We start from the raw sequence: 18,134 nt of genomic DNA on the forward strand, positions 1-18,134 counted from the left end.
CGTCACATTCGCATTGCAGAATTCAGGCGGTCGATCATGGTCAGGGCGTGCTGCTTTTTGTCGAGGTTGTAGGTCTCGGTTTCAGATATAGCGTTCAAAGCCGCGTGCCAAGTATCCGACAGCGTTTTGGCTCGCGCGAGATCGCCGGCGAGCGCGGCCTGGCTGGCGCCGGCCGACAGCAGATCAAGCGCACGGCGATTGAATATCTCGAACGGGATCGCCTGGTCGCGGCCGGCGACCGCCTCGGCAAGACGGTAGGCGCCAGCGACATCTATCTTCTTGGACATTACCAGGGCGTCGAGGGTGGCGGCGATTTCGAGCCCTCCATACTGCGTCAACAGGATCGCATTGCGCGCGCTGCCCCCTGCCCGCTCCGCCAGCGCCGCGCGCGCCCCAGGATCCTCCGGCGGCGGCGGCTCGATGCCTTCCAGAACCGTCATCAAGCTCTCGGCATCGAGCGGCGCCAACCGCACCATCTGGCAGCGCGACCGGATCGTCGGCAGCAGACTGCCCGGCGCATGGACGATGAGGATGAACAAGGTGCGCGCGGGTGGCTCTTCAAGATTCTTCAGCAAGGCATTGGCAGCATTGGTGTTCATGTCGTCGGCGGGATCGACGATAACCACCCGGTAGCTGCCGTCGTGCGAGGTCAGCGACAGAAAACGGCTGACCTTGCGGATTTCGTCGACCGTGACCACTGTCTTGAAGCTCTTGGTCTTGTCGTTCACCGGGCGTGTAAGATGCAGCACCGAAGGATGCGCGCCGGTGGCGATCTGTCGAAACAGCGACGAAGCCGGATCTGGAACGGCAAGGCTTTCCGGCGCCTGCTCGAAGGCCGGGTGCTTCAACAGATGATGCGCCAGGTGAAAGGCCAGCGTCGCCTTGCCGATGCCAACCGGTCCGGCAAAGATCAGTGCGTGCGGCAGCTTTCCCGAGCGGTAAGCGGTGGCGAGCATGTTGGCCGCCTGCAGGTGACCGACAAGACGCGGCGTCTCGGATGGCTCGGGCACCCCGTCCAGCGTGTCGTGCTGTTCGGGCGCGATGCGTTCGAAAATCATGCTGGCGCCGCCTGCCTTCTTTGCGCCGGCATCATCCTCTCGAGAGCCGCGAAGACCGCGGCGGTAACGACATCCTCCACCGCATCTAGGTCGGCTGAGGCATCGACGACAACGCAGCGTTCGGGTTCAGCTGAGGCGATCGCGAGAAACGCCTCGCGCCGGCGTTGGTGGATGGCCAATGTTTCTTTCTCGAAGCGGTCCGGTCCGTCACTGCTGCCCCGCCGGGCGGTAGCGCGCCTCAGGCCCTCGGCGGGGTCGATGTCGAAGATCAGTGTCATGTCCGGCACCATGCCGTTGATGGCGACCTTCTCCAATGCGTCCATGAATGCCGGGTCGAGGCCGCCGGTGACGCCCTGGTAGACGCGCGAGGAATCCATGAAACGATCGCAAAGTACGACCGAACCGCGCTCGACTGCCGGCCGGATGACCTGTTCGACATGGTCGGAACGCGCAGCGGCGAAAAGCAGAGCTTCCATCTTGGGGCCGAACGGCTCGGCTGCGCCTGAAAGCAGGACATGCCTGACCGCCTCCGCGCCCGGCGAGCCACCCGGCTCACGTGTCACCAGCACATCGTATTTCTTGGCGCGCATCTTCTTTGCCAGCCGCTCGATCTGCGTCGACTTGCCTGCTCCTTCGCCGCCTTCAAAAGTGATGAAAAATCCGCGCGCCAAAGCCTTTGTCCATACTTCGGGGACCGTATAGTCCCGGCGGAAAAAAAGGTCCACCGCGACGGTGCTAACGCAGCCAGCCGACGGCCAGTTCCTTGGCGGCGTCGAGCGCGCGCTGCGGCAGCGAACCGACACCGATCGACTCGGCGGCAAACAGCGGCGTCTCCTGGCTCAGCGTATCGCCGATCCAGACGCGCAGCGTACCCACCGGCTGCCCCTCCTCCACCGGCGCTGCCACCGGTCCGTCATAGACGATCCTGGCGGTGAGCTTGTCGCGGTTGGTGATCGGCCGGAAGATCTGCACCGGTCCTTTTACCTTTAACGCGACACCGGACTTGGCGCCGCCAAAGACCTGGGCTTCGCCAACCACTTCGTCCTTGGCGAATACTTCAGTCTTCTCGAAGGAGCGAACGCCCCAGTCGAGCAGCTTTCGCGCTTCCTCAGCCCGCTCACGGTCGTTTGCCAGACCGCTCATCGCCGCGATCACCCTTGTGCCGTTGTGGCTGACCGAGCCGACAATGCCGAACCCGGATTGCTCGCTGGCACCGACCGCGAGCCCGTCGGCGCCTATGTCCATGGCCAGTAGCGGATTGCGGTTCCTCTGGGAAATCTTGTTCCAGGTAAAATCCTTCTGGCCGTAATAGCGGTAGAGATCCGGGTAGTTGCGCCAGATATGCAGCGCCAGAAGCGCGAGTTCGCGAACGCTCGTTTGCTGCCCATCGGCCGGCAGACCGGTGGAATTGACGAAAGTCGATTTCTGCAAGCCGATCTGGCGGGCACGCCCGGTCATCTGCGCCGCGAAGTTTGCTTCGGACCCGGCCATCCCTTCAGCGATGACGATACAGCCGTCATTGGCCGCCTGCACGGTCACGCCCTGGATCAGGTCTTCCAGCCGGATCGTCGACTTGAGCTTGGCGAACATGGTCGATGTCCCCGAAGGAGCGCCGCCTTTGCGCCAGGCGTTCTCGCTCACCACGAAGGTGTCATCGAGCGTCATGCGCCCTGATTTGATGGCGTCGAAAGCCACTTCCATCGTCATCAGCTTGGCCAGCGAGGCCGGCGGGATCAACCTGTCGGCGTCCTTGGAAAACAGCACGGTTCCGGTTTCGGCATCGATCATGAAGGCCTGGGCGGCCTTGGTCTCGAAAAGCTGAGCTGAGGCCTGCGCAAGCGAGAGCAGCAGCAGGCCGAGCGCCACAAGCCCGGTGAAAGGGTGAAAAGATTTCATCAGGTTCGACCAGTGAGCCAGCGCTTTTGCAAGTTGGCAGAAGCTATCAGGGTTTTGCCTGGCGGATCAATCGCGCGCGAAAAAACCAGGCAGCCCCGAACTCAGTTGCGTACCGCAAGCGCATCCGGCGCACCATGCGACCACGCTGCCTGCAGCATCTCGTCCAGGCTGCCACGACCGTTGGCAAAGAGGTTGACCGAGTACCAGTCCTTGCCTTCAAGTTCCGAGCGCTGGATTTCGGTCTTGCCGAAGCTGGAAAGCTGGGCAGCCACACGCTCCGCTTCGGCGGCATTCTCGAATGAACCCGCCGCGACATAGGCGGTGGGCGACCCGGCTGGAGGGGCTTGCCGCTTCCACGGTTGAAGAAGCTCGGCGGACGACATGCCGGTGCGATCCAGCCCGGCAAACGCGTTAGAGGCGCGCTGCACGCGCTCGTCGACGTAAGACAGCGACGCCATGGTGAACGGCGATTGCGCCGGCAGGTTGATCTCCGGACGCTCCGGCACGATCGGGCCGAAATCGGGCAGTACAATGTCTCCCGAAGCAGATGCTTGCACCGCCATGACAGGCCGTGCATCGGATCCCTGCCCGGAATTCGTCAGCTGACCGGGGAACGGCACGGCAGCAGCGCTCACCGGCAGGCTTGGCGACGGCCCATTCATCGCGACCATGACGCCGCTGGGCAGACCGTCCGACGGATCCGGCGCCCTGTTGCCTGGACGATACGAAGCCACCAGATACTGCCCGTCATTGCCTTCGAGCGGCGCACGGCCGACATATTCGACCTTCACCTCGGCCGTACCGACATTGGCATAATCGAGCATTTCAGCAGCGCGCTTCGACACATCGATGATGCGTCCATCATGATAGGGCCCGCGGTCGTTGACGCGCACGATCACCGAGCTGCCGGTCTTCATGTTGGTGACCCGCGCATAGCTCGGCAGCGGCATGGTCGGATGCGCCGCCGTCAGATCTGCCATGTCGTAGACTTCGCCGTTGGCCGTCAACCGGCCGTGGAAGGCCTCACCGTACCAGGATGCGAGGCCAACCTTGGCGTAACGTTTGTCTTCCTTCGGATAATACCACTTGCCGCGCACCTGATAGGGCTTGCCGAGCTGGTCGCGTCCGCGAGACGTCTTGAACATGACGCGCGGGCTGGCTTTCACGCCGTATTCGGCTTCGGAAAAATATTCCTTGGAGCGAGGTTTCTTGTTGACCATCGCCCTTTGCTGCGGCCCGGCACATGCTGCAAGAAAGGCTGCCGACAAGGCAAACAGCGCGAAAGCGGAAGCGCGACGAAGACGCGGGCGCGCCGTGGTCTGCATATTTTGATTGTCCCCTATAGCATCGACGAAGGCACCGCAGCATGAACGTCAGCGATGCCAAAGCACCCACTCCGGAAACGCCGGCGACGCCCTACCCCAATCCTTTTTGTGCGCAGGAATTGTTTATCACCGTATTAACCGATTGTGGTCGGAACCGGGCGAGATTGTGGCATGGACCGCTTCGCTGATCGGCATGAAAATCATCGCTTATCGATCAGAAACGCTCGTTGGTGGCGCACTTTGCCCCTGGCTTGGCGTGGCTGCGAGCGCAGATTCAGGGACCGAATATCACAAGTTCGGTGAACGTCAGATCTCCAGGTGCGGGTGGTCTGGGACCTTTGAAGTATTTCAGCCCCTTGTTGGGGCGGTACCATCCCACCAAGCCTGGAATCGGCTCCTTGGCGTCGACAAAGCAAACCAGGATTCCGCTTCGCAAGAGAAAGCGCCCCATCGCGCCGGCGCAGCGGCTCAAATCCGCAAGCGAGCGGCAATAGATGACTTGGTGGCATCGGATAACACCGTGCAACATTCGGCGCGGCATCAACACCAGGGGGAACGCTGCTCCGTCGCAAATGCAGATCAACGACAGGCAGCCCAGCGCGGCGTGTTCCGACAGTATGTATCTCTCACTCTCGGGCAGCATCGCCAATTCCGGGAGATCGGGACGCACTTCGACCACGCGACATGACCGCTGCGCCGAACTTAAAGCCGGCAAGAAGGTAAATTGTCCGCTGGAGAAGAGCCGAAAGCCGAGCGCCCGGTTGGCTTTCAATGTCGCTTGTGCAGGCGAAATGTTCGTGTAGGTCACGTCCTTCCGCTTGAGAACCGCCGCAACCAACATGGCGCCATAGGGACGGAAATCTGCATCGACTGACCAGCTTGAAAGATTGCAGCGAATTTCCTCGCTCTCCGACCCGTGATAGCGAGCATAAAGGGTGAGCACGACGCCGACGATCCGACCGGCATGCTCCAAAGCAAAGCCATATTGTGGGAACTCGGCAACCACAGGCCGCTGCGACAAGCGGGTCAGAGCGTGTATCCAGTAACTCCGATTACGCGCCGGAAAGCCCCTGCACAGGCAATCAACCACTCCCTCCCAGTCGGTTTCGCGGACTGGTCTACAGCGAAGACCGGGCGGGAGAGCGCCAAGTACGGCCAAAATCAACTCCAGAATATGATTTACTTACATGTGCCTAATGCGCTCCACATATCAGCGCTCAACGATTAATAGTCCGTGCGGGTTTTAAAAACGATTTTCCACACTCAGCACAAACACAGCTCGCCATGACGCTGCTCACCGCCCTGGATCGCGCCGAAAGGTGCGGCCGCCACGGTTGACTTGGCGCTGAATGCGGCTTTACAGGAATGGAGCGCGAACCGGTCGGGGAACGTCCTGGTGCCTATCCGGTACCGACAGCTCGAACCCGCTCCTCTCGCGATATCCTAAGTGATTGAAAAATCACCTTGGAGGGATGGCCGAGCGGTTTAAGGCACCGGTCTTGAAAACCGGCGTGGGTGCAAGCCCACCGTGGGTTCGAATCCCACTCCCTCCGCCACATGCCGTTGAAATTATGGAGTAAATTGGATAATCTCGCTTCTTACGTACAAGTCCACGCATATGGTTTGGTTGTAAACTTTTGGGCGCTAAGTATCGGTAGACATCCAGGACCTCTCGACCTAAGAGTCGCATTCGGGGGAGAATAGCGGTAAATGGCTCGACGACCTAAGCAAGCTAAGGCAAGGCGGCAGGATGCGGAACAGCCAGCCAAACTTGTCCAGGTCACCGCCAGAGTTGTGCTCGAAGCTGACGACAGCATGGAGCCAATTTACGTAAACTATGCAGAGGTCAGCCAGGGCCAATATGAGTGCGAAATCAATTTCGCGCGGACGCCCGCAAAGCTCTCGACCGATCGAATCTCGGCGTTGCAAGACGGAGCGGCAATCTCCATTTATCCGCTCGTCAAATTGATTCTGCCAACCGCCCTGTTGCCCAATTTGGTGAAGGCGATTTCATCGGTGATCGCTCTATCAACACAGGAAGAAAAGAATGAACACGCTGCTGCTGTTGCGGAAACCGGCGACCACATCGAACTCCGTTCGGATCAGGAAGAGTCAGTCGGCGACGGTGAGCCGGGTAGCGGCCGTCGAGCAAAAGCGTCCAACTAAGCTCAATGCCAAGACATCTGTGGCGGTTTTGCAGTACGTGAAAGCCCTGAGAGCGTTGGGGCATACCCGCATCAATTCCGTTATGATTGCGGATGCGTTGAACCTGGATCATCAGACCGTTTTAAAGGCTGTGAAAGAGCTGCAAGCAAAAGGCATTAAGGTAATTTGATGCCTCAGAGCATCAATGTCCCGGTAAAAAAAGTTGGCAACGTGCTCTGGGGTGACCTGACAGGATTTGGGCTGGCGCACGAAGTTTGCGGCGAGCGTGTGGACATGGTGAACCAGCAGTTCAGCTTCCAAGGCGGGCATCGAGTTAGGCTCTACAAATTCAAAAAAAACGTCCATTGGAGAATCCCTGTCGGTGTCCAGTTGGATATCTCCGCTGTCGACGCTGATGAACCCAAGCGAAAGCAGAAGCCGGGCCGGTGAGAGGTCCGCCACCGTGAGGCAGCGGGCCAATTCCGCCAGTTGGCGGATTCAGTGACGCTCGGCGGGTCCTTTCAGGAACTCAACGAACGCATCATAGATTTTGTCACTCGGCGTTTGATTGTTTGCGTGGCACGCCTTCAAAATGTCGGCGGCGATCTTGAGCATGTCGGATCGGCTCCCGACCAGCTTCGAGACGATGGCGTTCTCTGTACTGCCGTCATAGGTCGAGCGCTGCGCAACGAAGAGGAGTACGGCTTAAGTTCAAGCTCACGTGTGCGTTATTGCGCTGGTTTGGCGAAGAAGATGGATGTGGCAATTCCGTCCAGATCGCCAAGGAACTCTCGAATTTGCTCATCTTGGCTAAGCGAACTGCCGATCTGCGCGCCCCACTCGACCAATAGCGAAATGAAGACCCTCGTGACAGTTTGACTATTCTCAACTAGATTTCTTAAAAACTTGCTCGTCTCAGCTAATTCGACGTTCGTTTTCAAGCCGAACCCTGGAATCCTATGAACGTCATGGATGAGAGCGTTTCGGTCTATGAGAAACGCCTCCAAGACTTCTGCAAAATCGTCATCCAGTTCGACTCTCCGGTTGAGTTTCTTTATTAACGCTCCAAGCGTAGCCTTGTCATTTGCCTCTGTCTCTTTTGTCAGATCGTCCACCGACTGAATGGGAGATTCGGGGAGCGCCAAAGAAAGTGTCGTGGCGATCACCCGTTCCGCCGTCTGCATGAAGATGACCAGAGTGCCTATCGTCGCAAGGATTCCCTCTACCTGCTTGGCGTCAGGTGTATGATCGCCTTGCACGCTAACCCCGGTCACTCTCGCTGTTTAGCCTGTCTTCCAGAATTTCCATTCGACCTGGGCTACTGAGCAACGGAGGGTGCTGCAGACGCTTTGAAGTCCAAGACACGATATCCCATGACGCCGTTGTTGATCTGCTCACGTTTGAGCCCGGCCTTTTCAATCTTTGCTGCAACCGAGGCCTGCGCCGGGATCACCCACAACCCGCCGTCGTGGATCGTCGCAGCAAAGGCGTCGCCCTCGCCAATTATCCCCATTTGGACTAGCAACTTGGTAGGGTCGTTGGAACTTAGGTCCATTGCCTTAAGCATAGTTTTTTGATCTTGGGAGACGGAATCGAGCTTTGCGCTGAGGCTATTCTCCATCGAATTCATTCGTACGGTAAGAGAGCTCTCCATCGAAGTGAGCTTTTGACCATGCTCTCCCAATGTGCCGGCCTGGGAAATTTGATACGCCACAATGACACTCAACAGCGCCACGGAGACCGCCGAGGCTAGTCCCAAAAAACCATTATATAGTGTGAATTTTGCAGCGGCCATTTTGACCCTTTCGCACATGATCATGAGGGATGTGTGCGGCATCCTTGTGGCTAACCATCCATAGATAGTCCGTTCCGCGTTTCAAAGCAAACTCAGGGCGCACAGGTAAGGCCCACCCCGGATCGATACGGAGCCTCACCAGCGCGAGTTTCGGCAGGCGGTCTCTCATTGTCCCCGGTAGGCGGGCGGCGCGGTGTCGGGGGTATAGGTCAACCCGACACGCTTGCCGCCGCACTTTGCGCACTTGAGCTTGGGAATCAGATCATCCGCCATTGCCAGCCCATCAGGGCCGAGCTTAGCCCTCAGCTTTTCGAGGTCGAGCGGCTGATTATGGTGGCATTGTGGACTGTAGCAATACGCATAGAGTTCCATGCGCTCGTCTATTAGGCCCTGAACTGTCCAGCCGTTTGCCATTCGCGCGATATAGGAAGATGTTGCAGTCCGGCCAAGCAGCGTTGTTGCTGTATATTAGCAGCATCTTGACTAAGGCGCCGGCCGCCCCAGACTCAAAGCATGGCGCGGGGAATTGGCATCGGTGACGTGGTTGCGATCACGGCCACGGTTCGTAGACGGGTCACAGAGGACCGGGTAAGCGTCAGTATTCCGACCTACAACTTCCCGCATTCGATCGTGGACAGCAAATCCAAGGTCAAGCGAGGCCAGCAGATTGAGCTTATGGGCGAGGTCACGCGCATTGACGAGGAAGGCGGCAAGGTGACAATCGACATGGGACCGCTGGCTACGGTCGATATCGACAAGGTCAGGCTGGTGGAAAAATACCGGCCGCAGAAACGCAAGAAACCGCTTCGTGACATGGTGGACTAAGGGGGCGAAGCTTGCGCGCTCGTTTGCTTTGAGAGACACTGCCGCCAGAGGGGGGCCAAGCAATGCCGGAATGGGTAAAGCCTTGGCTGTGCATCAGCGCCTTGGCACTTGGCGTGTTCCTCAGCATCCGACCAGTTTTTCAGTTGATTGAGAGAGCAATGGTCGACGGGGTCGCCTCAAGCGCCGCCACCATGGTCGCAGCGGCGTTTGGTTTCTCCGCAGTGGCATGGCAGACCCGACGTGGCTTTCAAAACCTCGCAATCTCGCAAGCCAGACAGGCGGGACTGGATCGAGAGGCTCGCGAGCATCAGGCGGAAATTGCTCGCAGGGCAAAAGCTGCTGATCGGCTAGATGAACAACAGGCGCTTGCCGCCGCCTTAAGTGGTGAACTCAACGCGGCATTTACACGACTCTCAAATGGCCTCCCTGTAATGAGGATTCAGAAGGCAGTTTACGAAGAGTTTGGGAAAACTATTCCAACAGCGCCGGTCGATGTCAGTCTATTTATGCCGCTGTTCGAGCCGCAAATTTTCCAAGCCAACATTAGTCGCTTAGGACTTTTAGGGCCTTCGATCGCGTCCGATGTTGTCGAGATTTACCAGCTGCTTGTGTGGAGGCGCGAGCTGCCGGTTGCCACAAAGTTGACAGGAGAATCGCTCGCGGCGATTGTGCAAGCACACGTCGGAGTTGTGGAAAAGTGGGTTGTCGACCATTTTCATATTAGAAACCGATTAATCTCGCTTTTTGGCCAGCACAGCGACCCGGGCCCACTCTATTTCACGAAAGCAAAGGCAACCGACGCGAAGACTTGAGTCGGGCTGATCCCTCACTCCCGTTGCGTCTCCGACGCAGTTGCGGCATGGTTAGCTTGGGGGCCGAAATGGTGCTGATCAACAAGATTATCTTTGCGGGGTTTTTGGCGCTAGTCCTATCGCAAGCCGCTTACGCCAACATCCGCAGGGTCCCTTACGCTCAGAAGGTCATCCGGTGGAACGCCGGACTGGACGCCATCTCAGCGGGATTTCAGCTAAGTGACCAAAACAAGGTCACCCTGAAGACCGCCGCCCTTCAATGGATTTTTGTTGGACCGTGCGAGGGGTCTGTGGACAAGCTCGGCGCCGACGGCGGAAGCGTCATTCAGTTTGCGCTCGGCGCAGACCCTACCCAGCAACTTTACAGCGCGTTTTTTTCTATGATCGGTTACCTGAGTACCGACAACCTCGGGCGGAAGCCGACTGATGAGATGTGCCGATTTGCATTCGAATTGGGTGCTAGTCCGCGGTGAAACCCGTCGCGGTGGTTTGCCAAGTCCCGCTGGCTAGCATCAGGCTCACCCCTGACGACGCCACGATTCGGAGTCAGATCACGTAAGGGGCGAGCCATCGCAGGCCTTGTGGTTGTCGATGTATGGACCGCCCGGAATTTCCACCTCGCAGCAATACTGACCATAGCCAGCCGCCACCTCGCACCGATCGGCGAGATAGAGGCCGTGGCCCTGCCAGCCCCGCAGGAGCTTGGCAGGTCGAAGCGGTCGAAAAGACAGGGCGAACCATGAAAGGCCTTCATTGATCATCCCGCCATCTTGCGGAAGATCGCCGCGACAGGGCCGGCATCGAGGTTGTCGAACCAGGTCCAAAACTCGTCCGCGTCTGCCTCGCTCATGGCGGCTGTCATGCGCTTGGCGCGAGCCCGTAGCATCGCCACCTTTTCCGGAGCGCTAGAACTCCATTCGGCAACGAGCAGGCCGCCGGCTGGCGTGGCTGCAAAATGCTTTACCTCGCTGGGCGCCGCCGGGCTGATATAAAGTCCCCTGCCCGCCGCGATCTCGTCATAGACGGCAAGCCGCGCCGGGATCGGAACCTCGCGGTCAAAGTGCTCCATGAAAACGCGCTGATCGCGAACAGTGCCGATCGTGCGCACCATTTCGCCGACATCGCGCTGGACATTGGCAAGATGAGGCTTGAAGCCGCCCGACCGGTCCCAATCATGGACAAGCTTGCGGCCGGCTTCCGAGCTGCAAAGTTCAGTGCGCGACTGGTCCGCCGCCAGGGGCCGGGTTGCCGGTATGGAATCCGGGTCAACCTCGTATTGCTCGGCCTCGAGCAGGGCCAGATATTCCTTATTCAGGCCCTCGTCCTCGTAACGGACGAAATCACTTTTCATGATCCGCTCTATTTCTGCCTTGCGGGTGGGGTTGACAGTCAAGGAGGCAAAACCCGCCTGCCCACCACCACCCGCAAGGCCTTCCGTCGCAGACCCTGCGGCCGCGCCAGAATTCTCGGAAACTACAAGTTCGTTGCTCATCGGCCGACCCTCGCCGGGTACATATTGACCAGCAGCCGCGTTGCGAGTTCCGGATTCGCCGTGGGCTGGGTCATTGCGTGGCCGTCTGCCTTTCGTTCGACAACGTAGCCATGGCCGTTCCAGGCGACGCGGTACTGATCGTCCTCAAACAGTTTGTCGAAGCGCACCGGAATGGACGTAATGCGGGGCCTTGCCAGCACCGCGCTCTTGCTATCGGCAGAGGCGACAATCGCTTCCGCAATCCAGCTTTCATCGAAGGCAATGACCGTCACGCGGTCCAGCTTCCGAAGAGCGTTCCGGCTGCCTGCCTGCGCCTTGCGCCATACCGAAGGGCTCTTGAGGTCATCGGCGACAAAGTCCGCAGGGACGCGGACAAGATATTCGCTCCACACCTGGCCGGCATGTTGGAGGGTCATGCGAGCCGGATCGATTTCCGGAACAGCTCGGTCGGAAGATTCGGGAATGTCGAGTGCAGCGGCGGATTTTGCCATCAGTATGATCCTTTCATGGCGCGGGAAATGTCGGCGTTGGCGATTGCCTGTTCTTCGGCCCGCCAAGGCTTGTCATAGGGGCTGCGAGCCTCGGGGAACGTGATCTGCCCGAAGCGCCGGCCAAGGCCGACCAGGGGCTTGATTGCCGCCGCAAAGCGCAAGCTCATGCGGAACTCCAATTCGTAGACGTCGAGCAGCACGGCAGGCCGGACACCAAGGGCGCGCAACAGCCGCGTGGCGTCGGCGCTGCGGGCGCGGACTTCCTTCAAGGCGTCGCACAGGTCGCGGGCGGCCTTCTCGGCACAGTCCACGGCCTCCAGGCGGTTTTCCTCCACGACAGTCAGCGTCTTGCGCAAAGTGACCAGGCGTTGCTGCTCTGCCGCTGCTGCCTCGACACGTTGGCGCCGTACTGCCTCGCCTTCGGCGGCATCAAGGGCGGAAAGCTCCCTTTCCACCTCTGACAGCGGCCCTGTGTCGAATTCCTGATCGTCCAGCAAGGCAATGCCCTGCATCTGGCGAAGCTCTGTAAGTCGCGTCTCTGCCTCCACGCGGCGGGTCGAAATATCAGCCATTGCGGTATGGACCTTTCGTTGCCTTTCCAATCATTCGGGACTTCATGTTCGCATGCCCCAAGGTCACCACCGGCTGGCGGTTGGTGTGGGAGCCAGCATCGGCGCGGTTCAGCGATGGAACGTGCATGACGGCGCCGAGCGCGGCGTTGCACAGATCGTCCGAAGCGCCGGACATGTGGTCGATGTTGTCGCGGCCGGTGCGCGTGGTGCGCCGCTCAAGCTGGGAAATCTGGCCGACAAGCCGGACGTTATCCAGAAGCGACATCGTGCCGCCCATCAGTTGCGGCAGCGAGTCGATGTAGATTTCCGAGCGGCTTCGTTCGGAAGCGACATAGCGAACGCCCTCTTTGCGGAAGGCATCGGAAACCCAAGATCCCGCATAGCGGTCCCCGGTAACACTACTAACTTTGTAGACGTTCAGAACGCGGCAGAACTCGCCGACGACATCGGCCGGGGCAAAGGGCGGCTTCACCTCGCGAAGGCAGTCCAGAACGCCCCGGTCATTCTCCCGGTGCGCAATGCCAAGCGTCATTGAGTCATGAGCACCGCCGGACGGGTCGCAGAAGGCCACGTAGCGGAATTTCCGGTCATAGGGACGCTCATGCAGCCCGATATCGACGCAGCGCTCCACCACGGCCCTATCAACGAATGTGGACAGGTCACCCCGGAACTTCGCATCCCATTCCGCTGCGGCTGATTCGGGATCGTCGCGGTGTGCCTGGTCGATGATGTCGGTATCGATCGTCGGGTTGAACACCTTGGTCCCGGCCTGCACGACAAGAACCTGTGCATCGTCCTTGCCGAAGCATTCCCGGTGCTTGGTGTAGAGCAGGCCACGTTGGGCATACGGGCTCGATATGCCGATCAGCATGCCGCCGGTGGTGGCAAGCGCGGGCAGCACGGCGCGGTAGGTCTCGACATCAGGCAATGAGGTCGATTCGTCACGCCAGAAGCCCACCTCATCAAAGACGACTGCAATCAAGGTGCGACCGCGCACGGTTCGGTAGTTGTTGGTGTGCACGCTGATGGCGATGTTGCCGGCAAGCTTGATCTCGTCGTTGGTCACGCTCTCGACAAGCTGGGAAAGGATCGGGCTCGCTTCGAAGAATGCCCGGACGTAGTTGAACACCGTCTGGGCTTGGATACGGGAAGCGGCAAGGACAAGGACCGTCCCCACCTCACCCGGCGCAAGCTTGTCGCCATGATCGTTGAAGGCCGCAATGAAGTCAGCCAGGGCGGCTGCTACACGGGACTTGCCCGAGCGGCGGCCGATGATGCACCAGAGTTCGCGAACGCGCTTGTGGGGCGGTTCCCTGCCACCGGCAACGGCATCGAACGCCAGACGCTCGGAAGCTGATAGCTCCAGGCCATAGGCAGCGCGGAGGATGGCAATCCACACATCCCATGTGGTCGATGGTCCAAGGGCAGCACCAAGCAGGTTCGGGTCGCGCAAGGCGCTATCGATGGTGATGTTGGCGAGGCTCACTTGGCGGCCCCGTAGGCGTTGGCCGCGTAGTCACGCAAGTTCGGGGTGATGTCCTTCAGTGCCCGACGTTCAAGCCCCAGATCGGCAAGCAGCCGGCGTTGAGCGTTGGTCAGGGCCATGAACTCGTTGATGTCGATCGGCTCGCCTGTGATGTAGCTGGCTGCAGCATCTTTGAGCATGGCGCCGAGACAGGCCACGTTGTCGATCAACTCCAGCTTCATGACGCTGAGATTGGCCTTGCCCCCGAGATCGGCCGCCAGGCTGTCGCGGAGTTCGAACACGACACGGGCGGCAGTCGTGCGCCGGTCCAGATCGGCTAGCGTCTTAAGCCGAACCTTTCCGCCTGCTTTCGGCGCGGACTCGGCTTCCATCCCTGATGCGTCTGCGGCCAATTTCTATCTCCAAATCACTCGCGCAATGTACGCGCATTTGTACGTAGATCAAGAACAAATGGTGCAACGCCTTGGAAATCAACAGCTTTAGGCGGAAACACGCTCCGCCGACACAGCTTGAAGGCGCTGGTGTCGCCAAGTTGGCGTCTCCAGAGACTCTGGCGGCCTTGGGAGAAAAACATGCTGCCAGTGCTCGGTCTGGTCAGTCGTTGGTGATCTCGTCTGCTTGTTGCTTATTGCTTGTGACGTTGATCAGCCTTCGGATGGTTGTCGGCTCTTTCTTCCAGAGCGATGGTCTAAAGTTTCAGTTTTGGTTTTCGTATAAAGGTATGGTCTCAGTGTCCGTTTCTGTCTCCGTCTCACGTCTCCGTATATCGATAGGGTATCGATAGCCTATATTCTCTGCATGAGCCGTGTTGAAGCCAGGCGGCTGTGATCGTTGGCGATGCTGGGTTTGCTGCCGTCTTTCTCGGCCGCCTGAGCCTCCATGGCTTGCATGCCGATGTCGGTTGAAGCGAACTCTGTCTCCACCTGCTCGCGAAGCTGGTCACTCTCGATCTTGCAGATTTGGGTCATCAGGCCTTTGCCGAATTTCCAACTGCCTTTGCAGTGATGCTTGAACCATCGTTCGATATAGATTTCGTTGGTGGCGGCATCAAAGGCGATCAGCCCGGCGTCGAACAGCTTGCCTCGGTACTCCAGGTACTTCTCCACGGGCCATGCGAGGTCGGCAGCGGCGTAGGCAGGCTTTATCTGGGAGCAGCCGCAACTGGTCTGGTGCGGCCCGCTCACGTAGTAGTGCATCAATGCCCTCCCGCTATCGTCAAGCGATAGGTAGCGCCGGGAGTTGTGGAGTTCTGGCGAGACCATCGTGAAGGGGCGGGTGTTGCCGCTCATCAGACACCGCCCTTCCTATGCACGGCCCTGTGATGCAGCCGGCAGAGCCAGCGAACGATCATCGGCTTGTCATAGTCATCGTGGTGAGCCTCGGCATCGAGATTGCCGCACACCTCGCACGGTTCCTGAAGGACAAGGCCGCGCTTGAGGGCGGAACGAAGGGCATGTTGCGCCCATACCGCCTTTGGATGGGCCAACTTCCATTTGGTCTGCGGCGTCATGTGCTGACCTCCGCATTGAAGGCTAGCTCGGCGACCACGCAGGCCAATTCCAGGCTGATGCGAAAGCGGCGGCGGAGCCGGCAGACGCCTAGACTTTCCCGGTAGGAAAAGCTAGATTCAGTTGCTGCTGTTACCTTACTGATCCCGCCGCGCCCAATGCCATTTGGGCCGGCGGTTTCCATTTGTGGATGGGTCATGCTGCACGCTGACCGCGCAGATTTGCTTCCTGGATTGCCGCGATGGCTTCAGCCGTCGAAAGCCCGAAAGTGGCCTTAAGGGCCGGAACAATTGGCGTGTTGATGCGGTTGCGCGGGTGCTCGCGGAGCCATTCGGCCGCCATTGTAATCGCGGCGCTGTGCTCGTGCTCTGGAGGTGTCAAATTCATGCTGCCACCCCGTCGCGAGCATCGATCCGGGATTTCTGCCAGGCAGCGATATCACTCTCCAGCCAGCCGACAGCGCGGGCGGAAAGTTGAATTGGCTTGGGAAAGTTGCCGGCGGCAATCTTGGCGTAGATGGTGGAGCGAGGAAGGCCGGTTGCGCGCTCTACCTCGTCGCGGCGAAGGATGGTTTGGACCATGGGTGTTCTCCTGTGTAGCCAGCAGGAACTTGCTGGCCCCCACAAGAAAGCAGGTGGCCGGGGGCAAAGAATTAGATGCTTTACCCTTTTTGGAAGCGGAGCCGTTTCGCCTTGTCTTTCATGGCCTCTACGAATTTGTCAGCAGGCATTTCCTTGAACTGTCGCCTGATTTTTCGCCACTCGGCATACTCTCGCTTGGCCTCGTCGGTGGCCCGGCCCTTGCTGATGTTTTTGCGGAACTCTCGCAGAGTCTTTTTTTCCGTGCCGATCACAGCAGCCATCTCTTCAAGGGCTTTGTCAGTCGAAACGTTAGGCTGTTCTGACATGATGGTGACCGCATATGACGCCATCACAAACTCAGCCGTATCGATCTGCCGAGTGTGTTGCTTGGTCGGGGAATATGGCCCGGCGGCGAGGATGGGGTTCGTTCGGCCCTGTTCCAGGTCTTGGAGGGCACCCAACAGATGCAGCAGCGGAGCCCTCAAACGATCCTCAATGCCGACGCTTGCAAAGTAGCGGTGGGCAGCATCCACCGCATGTAGCACTACAGCACGCGGCAAGTTCTCGACATCATCAGCCTTGATCGCGCGCGCCGCCTCAAGCTCTGAAACTAAGGTGGCCAGAGGGTCAGACATTGCCGCCAGCCCTGATCGGCGTGACGTTCGATGCAGACGCCAACTTGGCGCTGGCACAGAACTCTGCCCAATCCTGCATCAGCCGGCGGCGCTTTTCCATCATGTCGCCGCGCCGATAGGCAGCTTCCGTCTTGTCGCCGACAGTGTGCGCCAGCGCCATTTCGAGAAGCTCATTCGGGTATGCGGTCTGCTCTGCGGCCCAATCGCGGAACGTGCTGCGGAAACCATGCGTCGTCAGATCATCGCGCTTCATGCGCCGCAGCGTCATCAACAATGACATGTTGGATAGGGGCTGGCCTTTCTTCTCGCCAATGAAAACGTATTCGGCGTCTTTCTCGCGAGGCAAACTGGCAAGGATTTTGAGCGCGCGATCGGACAGCGGAACGCGGTGTTCCTTCTTGCCCTTCATGCGGTCGGCGGGGATGGTCCACAGCGCGTTGTCGGCGTCGATCTCACTCCAGCGCGCACCCACTGCCTCGCCCGTCCTGGTGGCCGTGAGGATGGCAAACTCCAGCGCCTTGGGGCTGATGCCTTCCATCTTGCGCACGTCGCCGACAAAGGCGCCGATCTCGGCATAGGGAAGCGCGGCATGGTGCTTGACCTTGGCGACCTTGCTACGGGCCGGCAGCAGCTTGTCCAGATGGCCGCGCCACCGTGCCGGGTTGTCGCCCTGCCGGTAGCCCCGAGCGGTAGCCCAATCGAGAATGCTTTCGATGCGTCCCCTCACCCGCGTTGCCGTCTCTGGCTTCGTGGTCCAGATCGGTTCCAGCGCCTTCATGACCAAACCGACATCGACACGAGACACGGCGAGTTGCCCAAACACAGGATAGACGTAAGTGTCCAGCGTGGCGGTCCATTGCGCGGCGTGCTTGATGTTGCTCCAGCCCGCGCGATGCGCCTTGATGTACTGGCCGGCAGCTTCCTTGAACGTCAGGACGGTTGCCGACGCCGCCAGCTTCTCCAGCCGCTCAGCCTTGCGCAGTTCGATCGGATCGTCTGCATCGAGCAACTTCAGGCGCTGCTCCCCTGCCCGCTCCCGTGCCAGCTTGAGCGACACGGTGTTGACGGAGCCTAAGCCCATCTTGCGCGGCCGGCCGGCGAGCATGTAGCGGAAGATCCAGCTTTTCGCCCCTCCCTTGGCCACTTGGAGATACAGGCCGAGCCCATCGGCATAAAGGCCGGGCTTGGTCTTGGCGTTGACGGTAGCGACGGACAGGCGGTTGATTTGCATTCGAACTCTCCCTGCGAACAAGTCTACGTACAACTTGTGCCGGGACTTGGCAAGACCCCCTTGGACGCTATCGGAACTCAATCCCTTGTACCACAAGGATTTCAGTGGAAACTGAGACACCCTTGGAACCCCTGGGATTAGGCGGACACGGACACTCCCTCCGCCATATCCGTCTTTTATCCAACCCGGAGACATGGGTAACAGATTGTACTTAAGACATGGGTGACAACCTCGTGCCGAACGGGTTGTCGATGGTCTGCAAGGTCCTCTGTTCCAAGTCGA

General features: G+C 59.3%; 25 protein-coding genes and 1 tRNA gene. 5 read left to right on the forward strand and 21 right to left on the reverse strand.

The features are described from left to right. Positions 1-2: 2 nt before the first annotated feature. The 5 genes from NKH49_RS27025 to NKH49_RS27045 all read right to left on the reverse strand — a co-directional run bounded on the left by NKH49_RS27025 (position 3) and on the right by NKH49_RS27045 (position 5,285). Positions 3-1,058 carry a DNA polymerase III subunit delta' gene (locus NKH49_RS27025; protein ID WP_352928694.1) on the reverse strand — a complete coding sequence of 352 codons (1,056 nt, stop codon included), beginning with the start codon at positions 1,056-1,058 and terminating at the stop codon, positions 3-5. Beyond that, positions 1,055-1,729, reverse strand: coding sequence for a dTMP kinase (gene tmk / locus NKH49_RS27030; protein WP_352448921.1), 675 nt, complete (start codon positions 1,727-1,729; stop codon positions 1,055-1,057). Before tmk ends, NKH49_RS27025 begins: the two co-directional genes overlap by 4 nt. A gap of 64 nt (positions 1,730-1,793) precedes the next feature. Continuing rightward, a complete protein-coding gene (locus tag NKH49_RS27035) occupies positions 1,794-2,954 on the reverse strand; it encodes a D-alanyl-D-alanine carboxypeptidase family protein (RefSeq protein WP_352928696.1) in 1,161 nt (386 codons plus the stop codon). A gap of 101 nt (positions 2,955-3,055) precedes the next feature. Next, positions 3,056-4,279: a septal ring lytic transglycosylase RlpA family protein gene (locus NKH49_RS27040; RefSeq protein WP_352928698.1), complete on the reverse strand. Its 1,224-nt coding sequence runs from the start codon at positions 4,277-4,279 to the stop codon at positions 3,056-3,058. A 274-nt stretch (positions 4,280-4,553) separates the two neighbouring features. Next, positions 4,554-5,285 carry a hypothetical protein gene (locus NKH49_RS27045; protein WP_352471863.1) on the reverse strand — a complete coding sequence of 244 codons (732 nt, stop codon included), beginning with the start codon at positions 5,283-5,285 and terminating at the stop codon, positions 4,554-4,556. Positions 5,286-5,745: 460 nt separating this feature from the next. On the opposite strand from NKH49_RS27045, the gene NKH49_RS27050 reads away from it, so the two are divergent. Both NKH49_RS27050 and NKH49_RS27055 read left to right on the forward strand, forming a co-directional pair. Then, positions 5,746-5,835, forward strand: a tRNA-Ser gene (locus NKH49_RS27050). A gap of 154 nt (positions 5,836-5,989) precedes the next feature. After that, positions 5,990-6,445: a hypothetical protein gene (locus tag NKH49_RS27055; RefSeq protein ID WP_352928700.1), complete on the forward strand. Its 456-nt coding sequence runs from the start codon at positions 5,990-5,992 to the stop codon at positions 6,443-6,445. A 111-nt stretch (positions 6,446-6,556) separates the two neighbouring features. Here NKH49_RS27055 and NKH49_RS27060 read toward each other — a convergent pair whose 3' ends face one another. The 4 genes from NKH49_RS27060 to NKH49_RS27075 all read right to left on the reverse strand — a co-directional run bounded on the left by NKH49_RS27060 (position 6,557) and on the right by NKH49_RS27075 (position 8,591). After that, positions 6,557-6,790, reverse strand: coding sequence for a hypothetical protein (locus NKH49_RS27060; protein ID WP_352928701.1), 234 nt, complete (start codon positions 6,788-6,790; stop codon positions 6,557-6,559). Positions 6,791-7,152: 362 nt separating this feature from the next. Further along, positions 7,153-7,698 carry a hypothetical protein gene (locus NKH49_RS27065; protein WP_352928703.1) on the reverse strand — a complete coding sequence of 182 codons (546 nt, stop codon included), beginning with the start codon at positions 7,696-7,698 and terminating at the stop codon, positions 7,153-7,155. Between the two features lie 44 nt (positions 7,699-7,742). Further along, on the reverse strand, positions 7,743-8,219 hold the full coding sequence (locus tag NKH49_RS27070) for a hypothetical protein (protein WP_352928705.1): 477 nt from the start codon (positions 8,217-8,219) through the stop codon (positions 7,743-7,745). Positions 8,220-8,384: 165 nt separating this feature from the next. After that, positions 8,385-8,591, reverse strand: a complete 207-nt coding sequence (locus NKH49_RS27075) for a hypothetical protein (protein ID WP_352928707.1) — start codon at positions 8,589-8,591, stop codon at positions 8,385-8,387. A gap of 141 nt (positions 8,592-8,732) precedes the next feature. On the opposite strand from NKH49_RS27075, the gene NKH49_RS27080 reads away from it, so the two are divergent. The 3 genes from NKH49_RS27080 to NKH49_RS27090 all read left to right on the forward strand — a co-directional run bounded on the left by NKH49_RS27080 (position 8,733) and on the right by NKH49_RS27090 (position 10,329). Continuing rightward, the gene (locus NKH49_RS27080; RefSeq protein WP_352928709.1) at positions 8,733-9,044 is read left to right on the forward strand and encodes a hypothetical protein; all 312 of its coding nucleotides are present in this window, start codon (positions 8,733-8,735) and stop codon (positions 9,042-9,044) included. Positions 9,045-9,106: 62 nt separating this feature from the next. Further along, positions 9,107-9,856, forward strand: coding sequence for a hypothetical protein (locus NKH49_RS27085; protein ID WP_352928711.1), 750 nt, complete (start codon positions 9,107-9,109; stop codon positions 9,854-9,856). A 68-nt stretch (positions 9,857-9,924) separates the two neighbouring features. Further along, positions 9,925-10,329, forward strand: coding sequence for a hypothetical protein (locus NKH49_RS27090; protein WP_352928713.1), 405 nt, complete (start codon positions 9,925-9,927; stop codon positions 10,327-10,329). 78 nt (positions 10,330-10,407) lie between these two features. On the opposite strand, the gene NKH49_RS27095 is transcribed toward NKH49_RS27090, so the two are convergent. The 12 genes from NKH49_RS27095 to NKH49_RS27150 all read right to left on the reverse strand — a co-directional run bounded on the left by NKH49_RS27095 (position 10,408) and on the right by NKH49_RS27150 (position 17,852). After that, entirely contained in the window at positions 10,408-10,617 is a 210-nt protein-coding gene (locus NKH49_RS27095) for a hypothetical protein (RefSeq protein WP_352928715.1), read from the reverse strand. Beyond that, positions 10,614-11,207 carry a hypothetical protein gene (locus NKH49_RS27100; protein WP_352928717.1) on the reverse strand — a complete coding sequence of 198 codons (594 nt, stop codon included), beginning with the start codon at positions 11,205-11,207 and terminating at the stop codon, positions 10,614-10,616. The genes NKH49_RS27095 and NKH49_RS27100 overlap by 4 nt, the downstream gene beginning before the upstream one ends. Positions 11,208-11,344: 137 nt before the next feature. Next, entirely contained in the window at positions 11,345-11,839 is a 495-nt protein-coding gene (locus NKH49_RS27105; protein ID WP_352928719.1) for a hypothetical protein, read from the reverse strand. Then, positions 11,839-12,411 (reverse strand): hypothetical protein, encoded by a 573-nt coding sequence (locus NKH49_RS27110; RefSeq protein ID WP_352928721.1) that lies wholly within the window; start codon positions 12,409-12,411, stop codon positions 11,839-11,841. The genes NKH49_RS27105 and NKH49_RS27110 overlap by 1 nt, the downstream gene beginning before the upstream one ends. Next, positions 12,404-13,810, reverse strand: coding sequence for a terminase large subunit domain-containing protein (locus NKH49_RS27115; RefSeq protein ID WP_352928723.1), 1,407 nt, complete (start codon positions 13,808-13,810; stop codon positions 12,404-12,406). Before NKH49_RS27115 ends, NKH49_RS27110 begins: the two co-directional genes overlap by 8 nt. Before the next feature lie 83 nt (positions 13,811-13,893). Next, entirely contained in the window at positions 13,894-14,289 is a 396-nt protein-coding gene (locus tag NKH49_RS27120) for a hypothetical protein (RefSeq protein WP_352928725.1), read from the reverse strand. 393 nt (positions 14,290-14,682) lie between these two features. Continuing rightward, complete coding sequence (locus NKH49_RS27125; RefSeq protein WP_352928727.1) at positions 14,683-15,186, reverse strand: hypothetical protein; 504 nt, start codon at positions 15,184-15,186, stop codon at positions 14,683-14,685. Then, positions 15,186-15,407 (reverse strand): hypothetical protein, encoded by a 222-nt coding sequence (locus NKH49_RS27130; protein WP_352928729.1) that lies wholly within the window; start codon positions 15,405-15,407, stop codon positions 15,186-15,188. The genes NKH49_RS27125 and NKH49_RS27130 overlap by 1 nt, the downstream gene beginning before the upstream one ends. Before the next feature lie 193 nt (positions 15,408-15,600). Then, positions 15,601-15,792 (reverse strand): hypothetical protein, encoded by a 192-nt coding sequence (locus NKH49_RS27135; protein ID WP_352928731.1) that lies wholly within the window; start codon positions 15,790-15,792, stop codon positions 15,601-15,603. Beyond that, a complete protein-coding gene (locus NKH49_RS27140; RefSeq protein ID WP_029354494.1) occupies positions 15,789-15,986 on the reverse strand; it encodes a helix-turn-helix transcriptional regulator in 198 nt (65 codons plus the stop codon). The genes NKH49_RS27135 and NKH49_RS27140 overlap by 4 nt, the downstream gene beginning before the upstream one ends. A gap of 80 nt (positions 15,987-16,066) precedes the next feature. After that, entirely contained in the window at positions 16,067-16,621 is a 555-nt protein-coding gene (locus NKH49_RS27145) for a hypothetical protein (RefSeq protein ID WP_352928733.1), read from the reverse strand. Then, positions 16,614-17,852 carry a tyrosine-type recombinase/integrase gene (locus NKH49_RS27150; protein WP_352928735.1) on the reverse strand — a complete coding sequence of 413 codons (1,239 nt, stop codon included), beginning with the start codon at positions 17,850-17,852 and terminating at the stop codon, positions 16,614-16,616. The genes NKH49_RS27145 and NKH49_RS27150 overlap by 8 nt, the downstream gene beginning before the upstream one ends. Between the last annotated feature and the right edge of the window lie 282 nt (positions 17,853-18,134).

It is taken from the genome of Mesorhizobium sp. M1088 (assembly GCF_040318575.1).
In the GTDB taxonomy this organism is placed as follows: domain Bacteria; phylum Pseudomonadota; class Alphaproteobacteria; order Rhizobiales; family Rhizobiaceae; genus Mesorhizobium.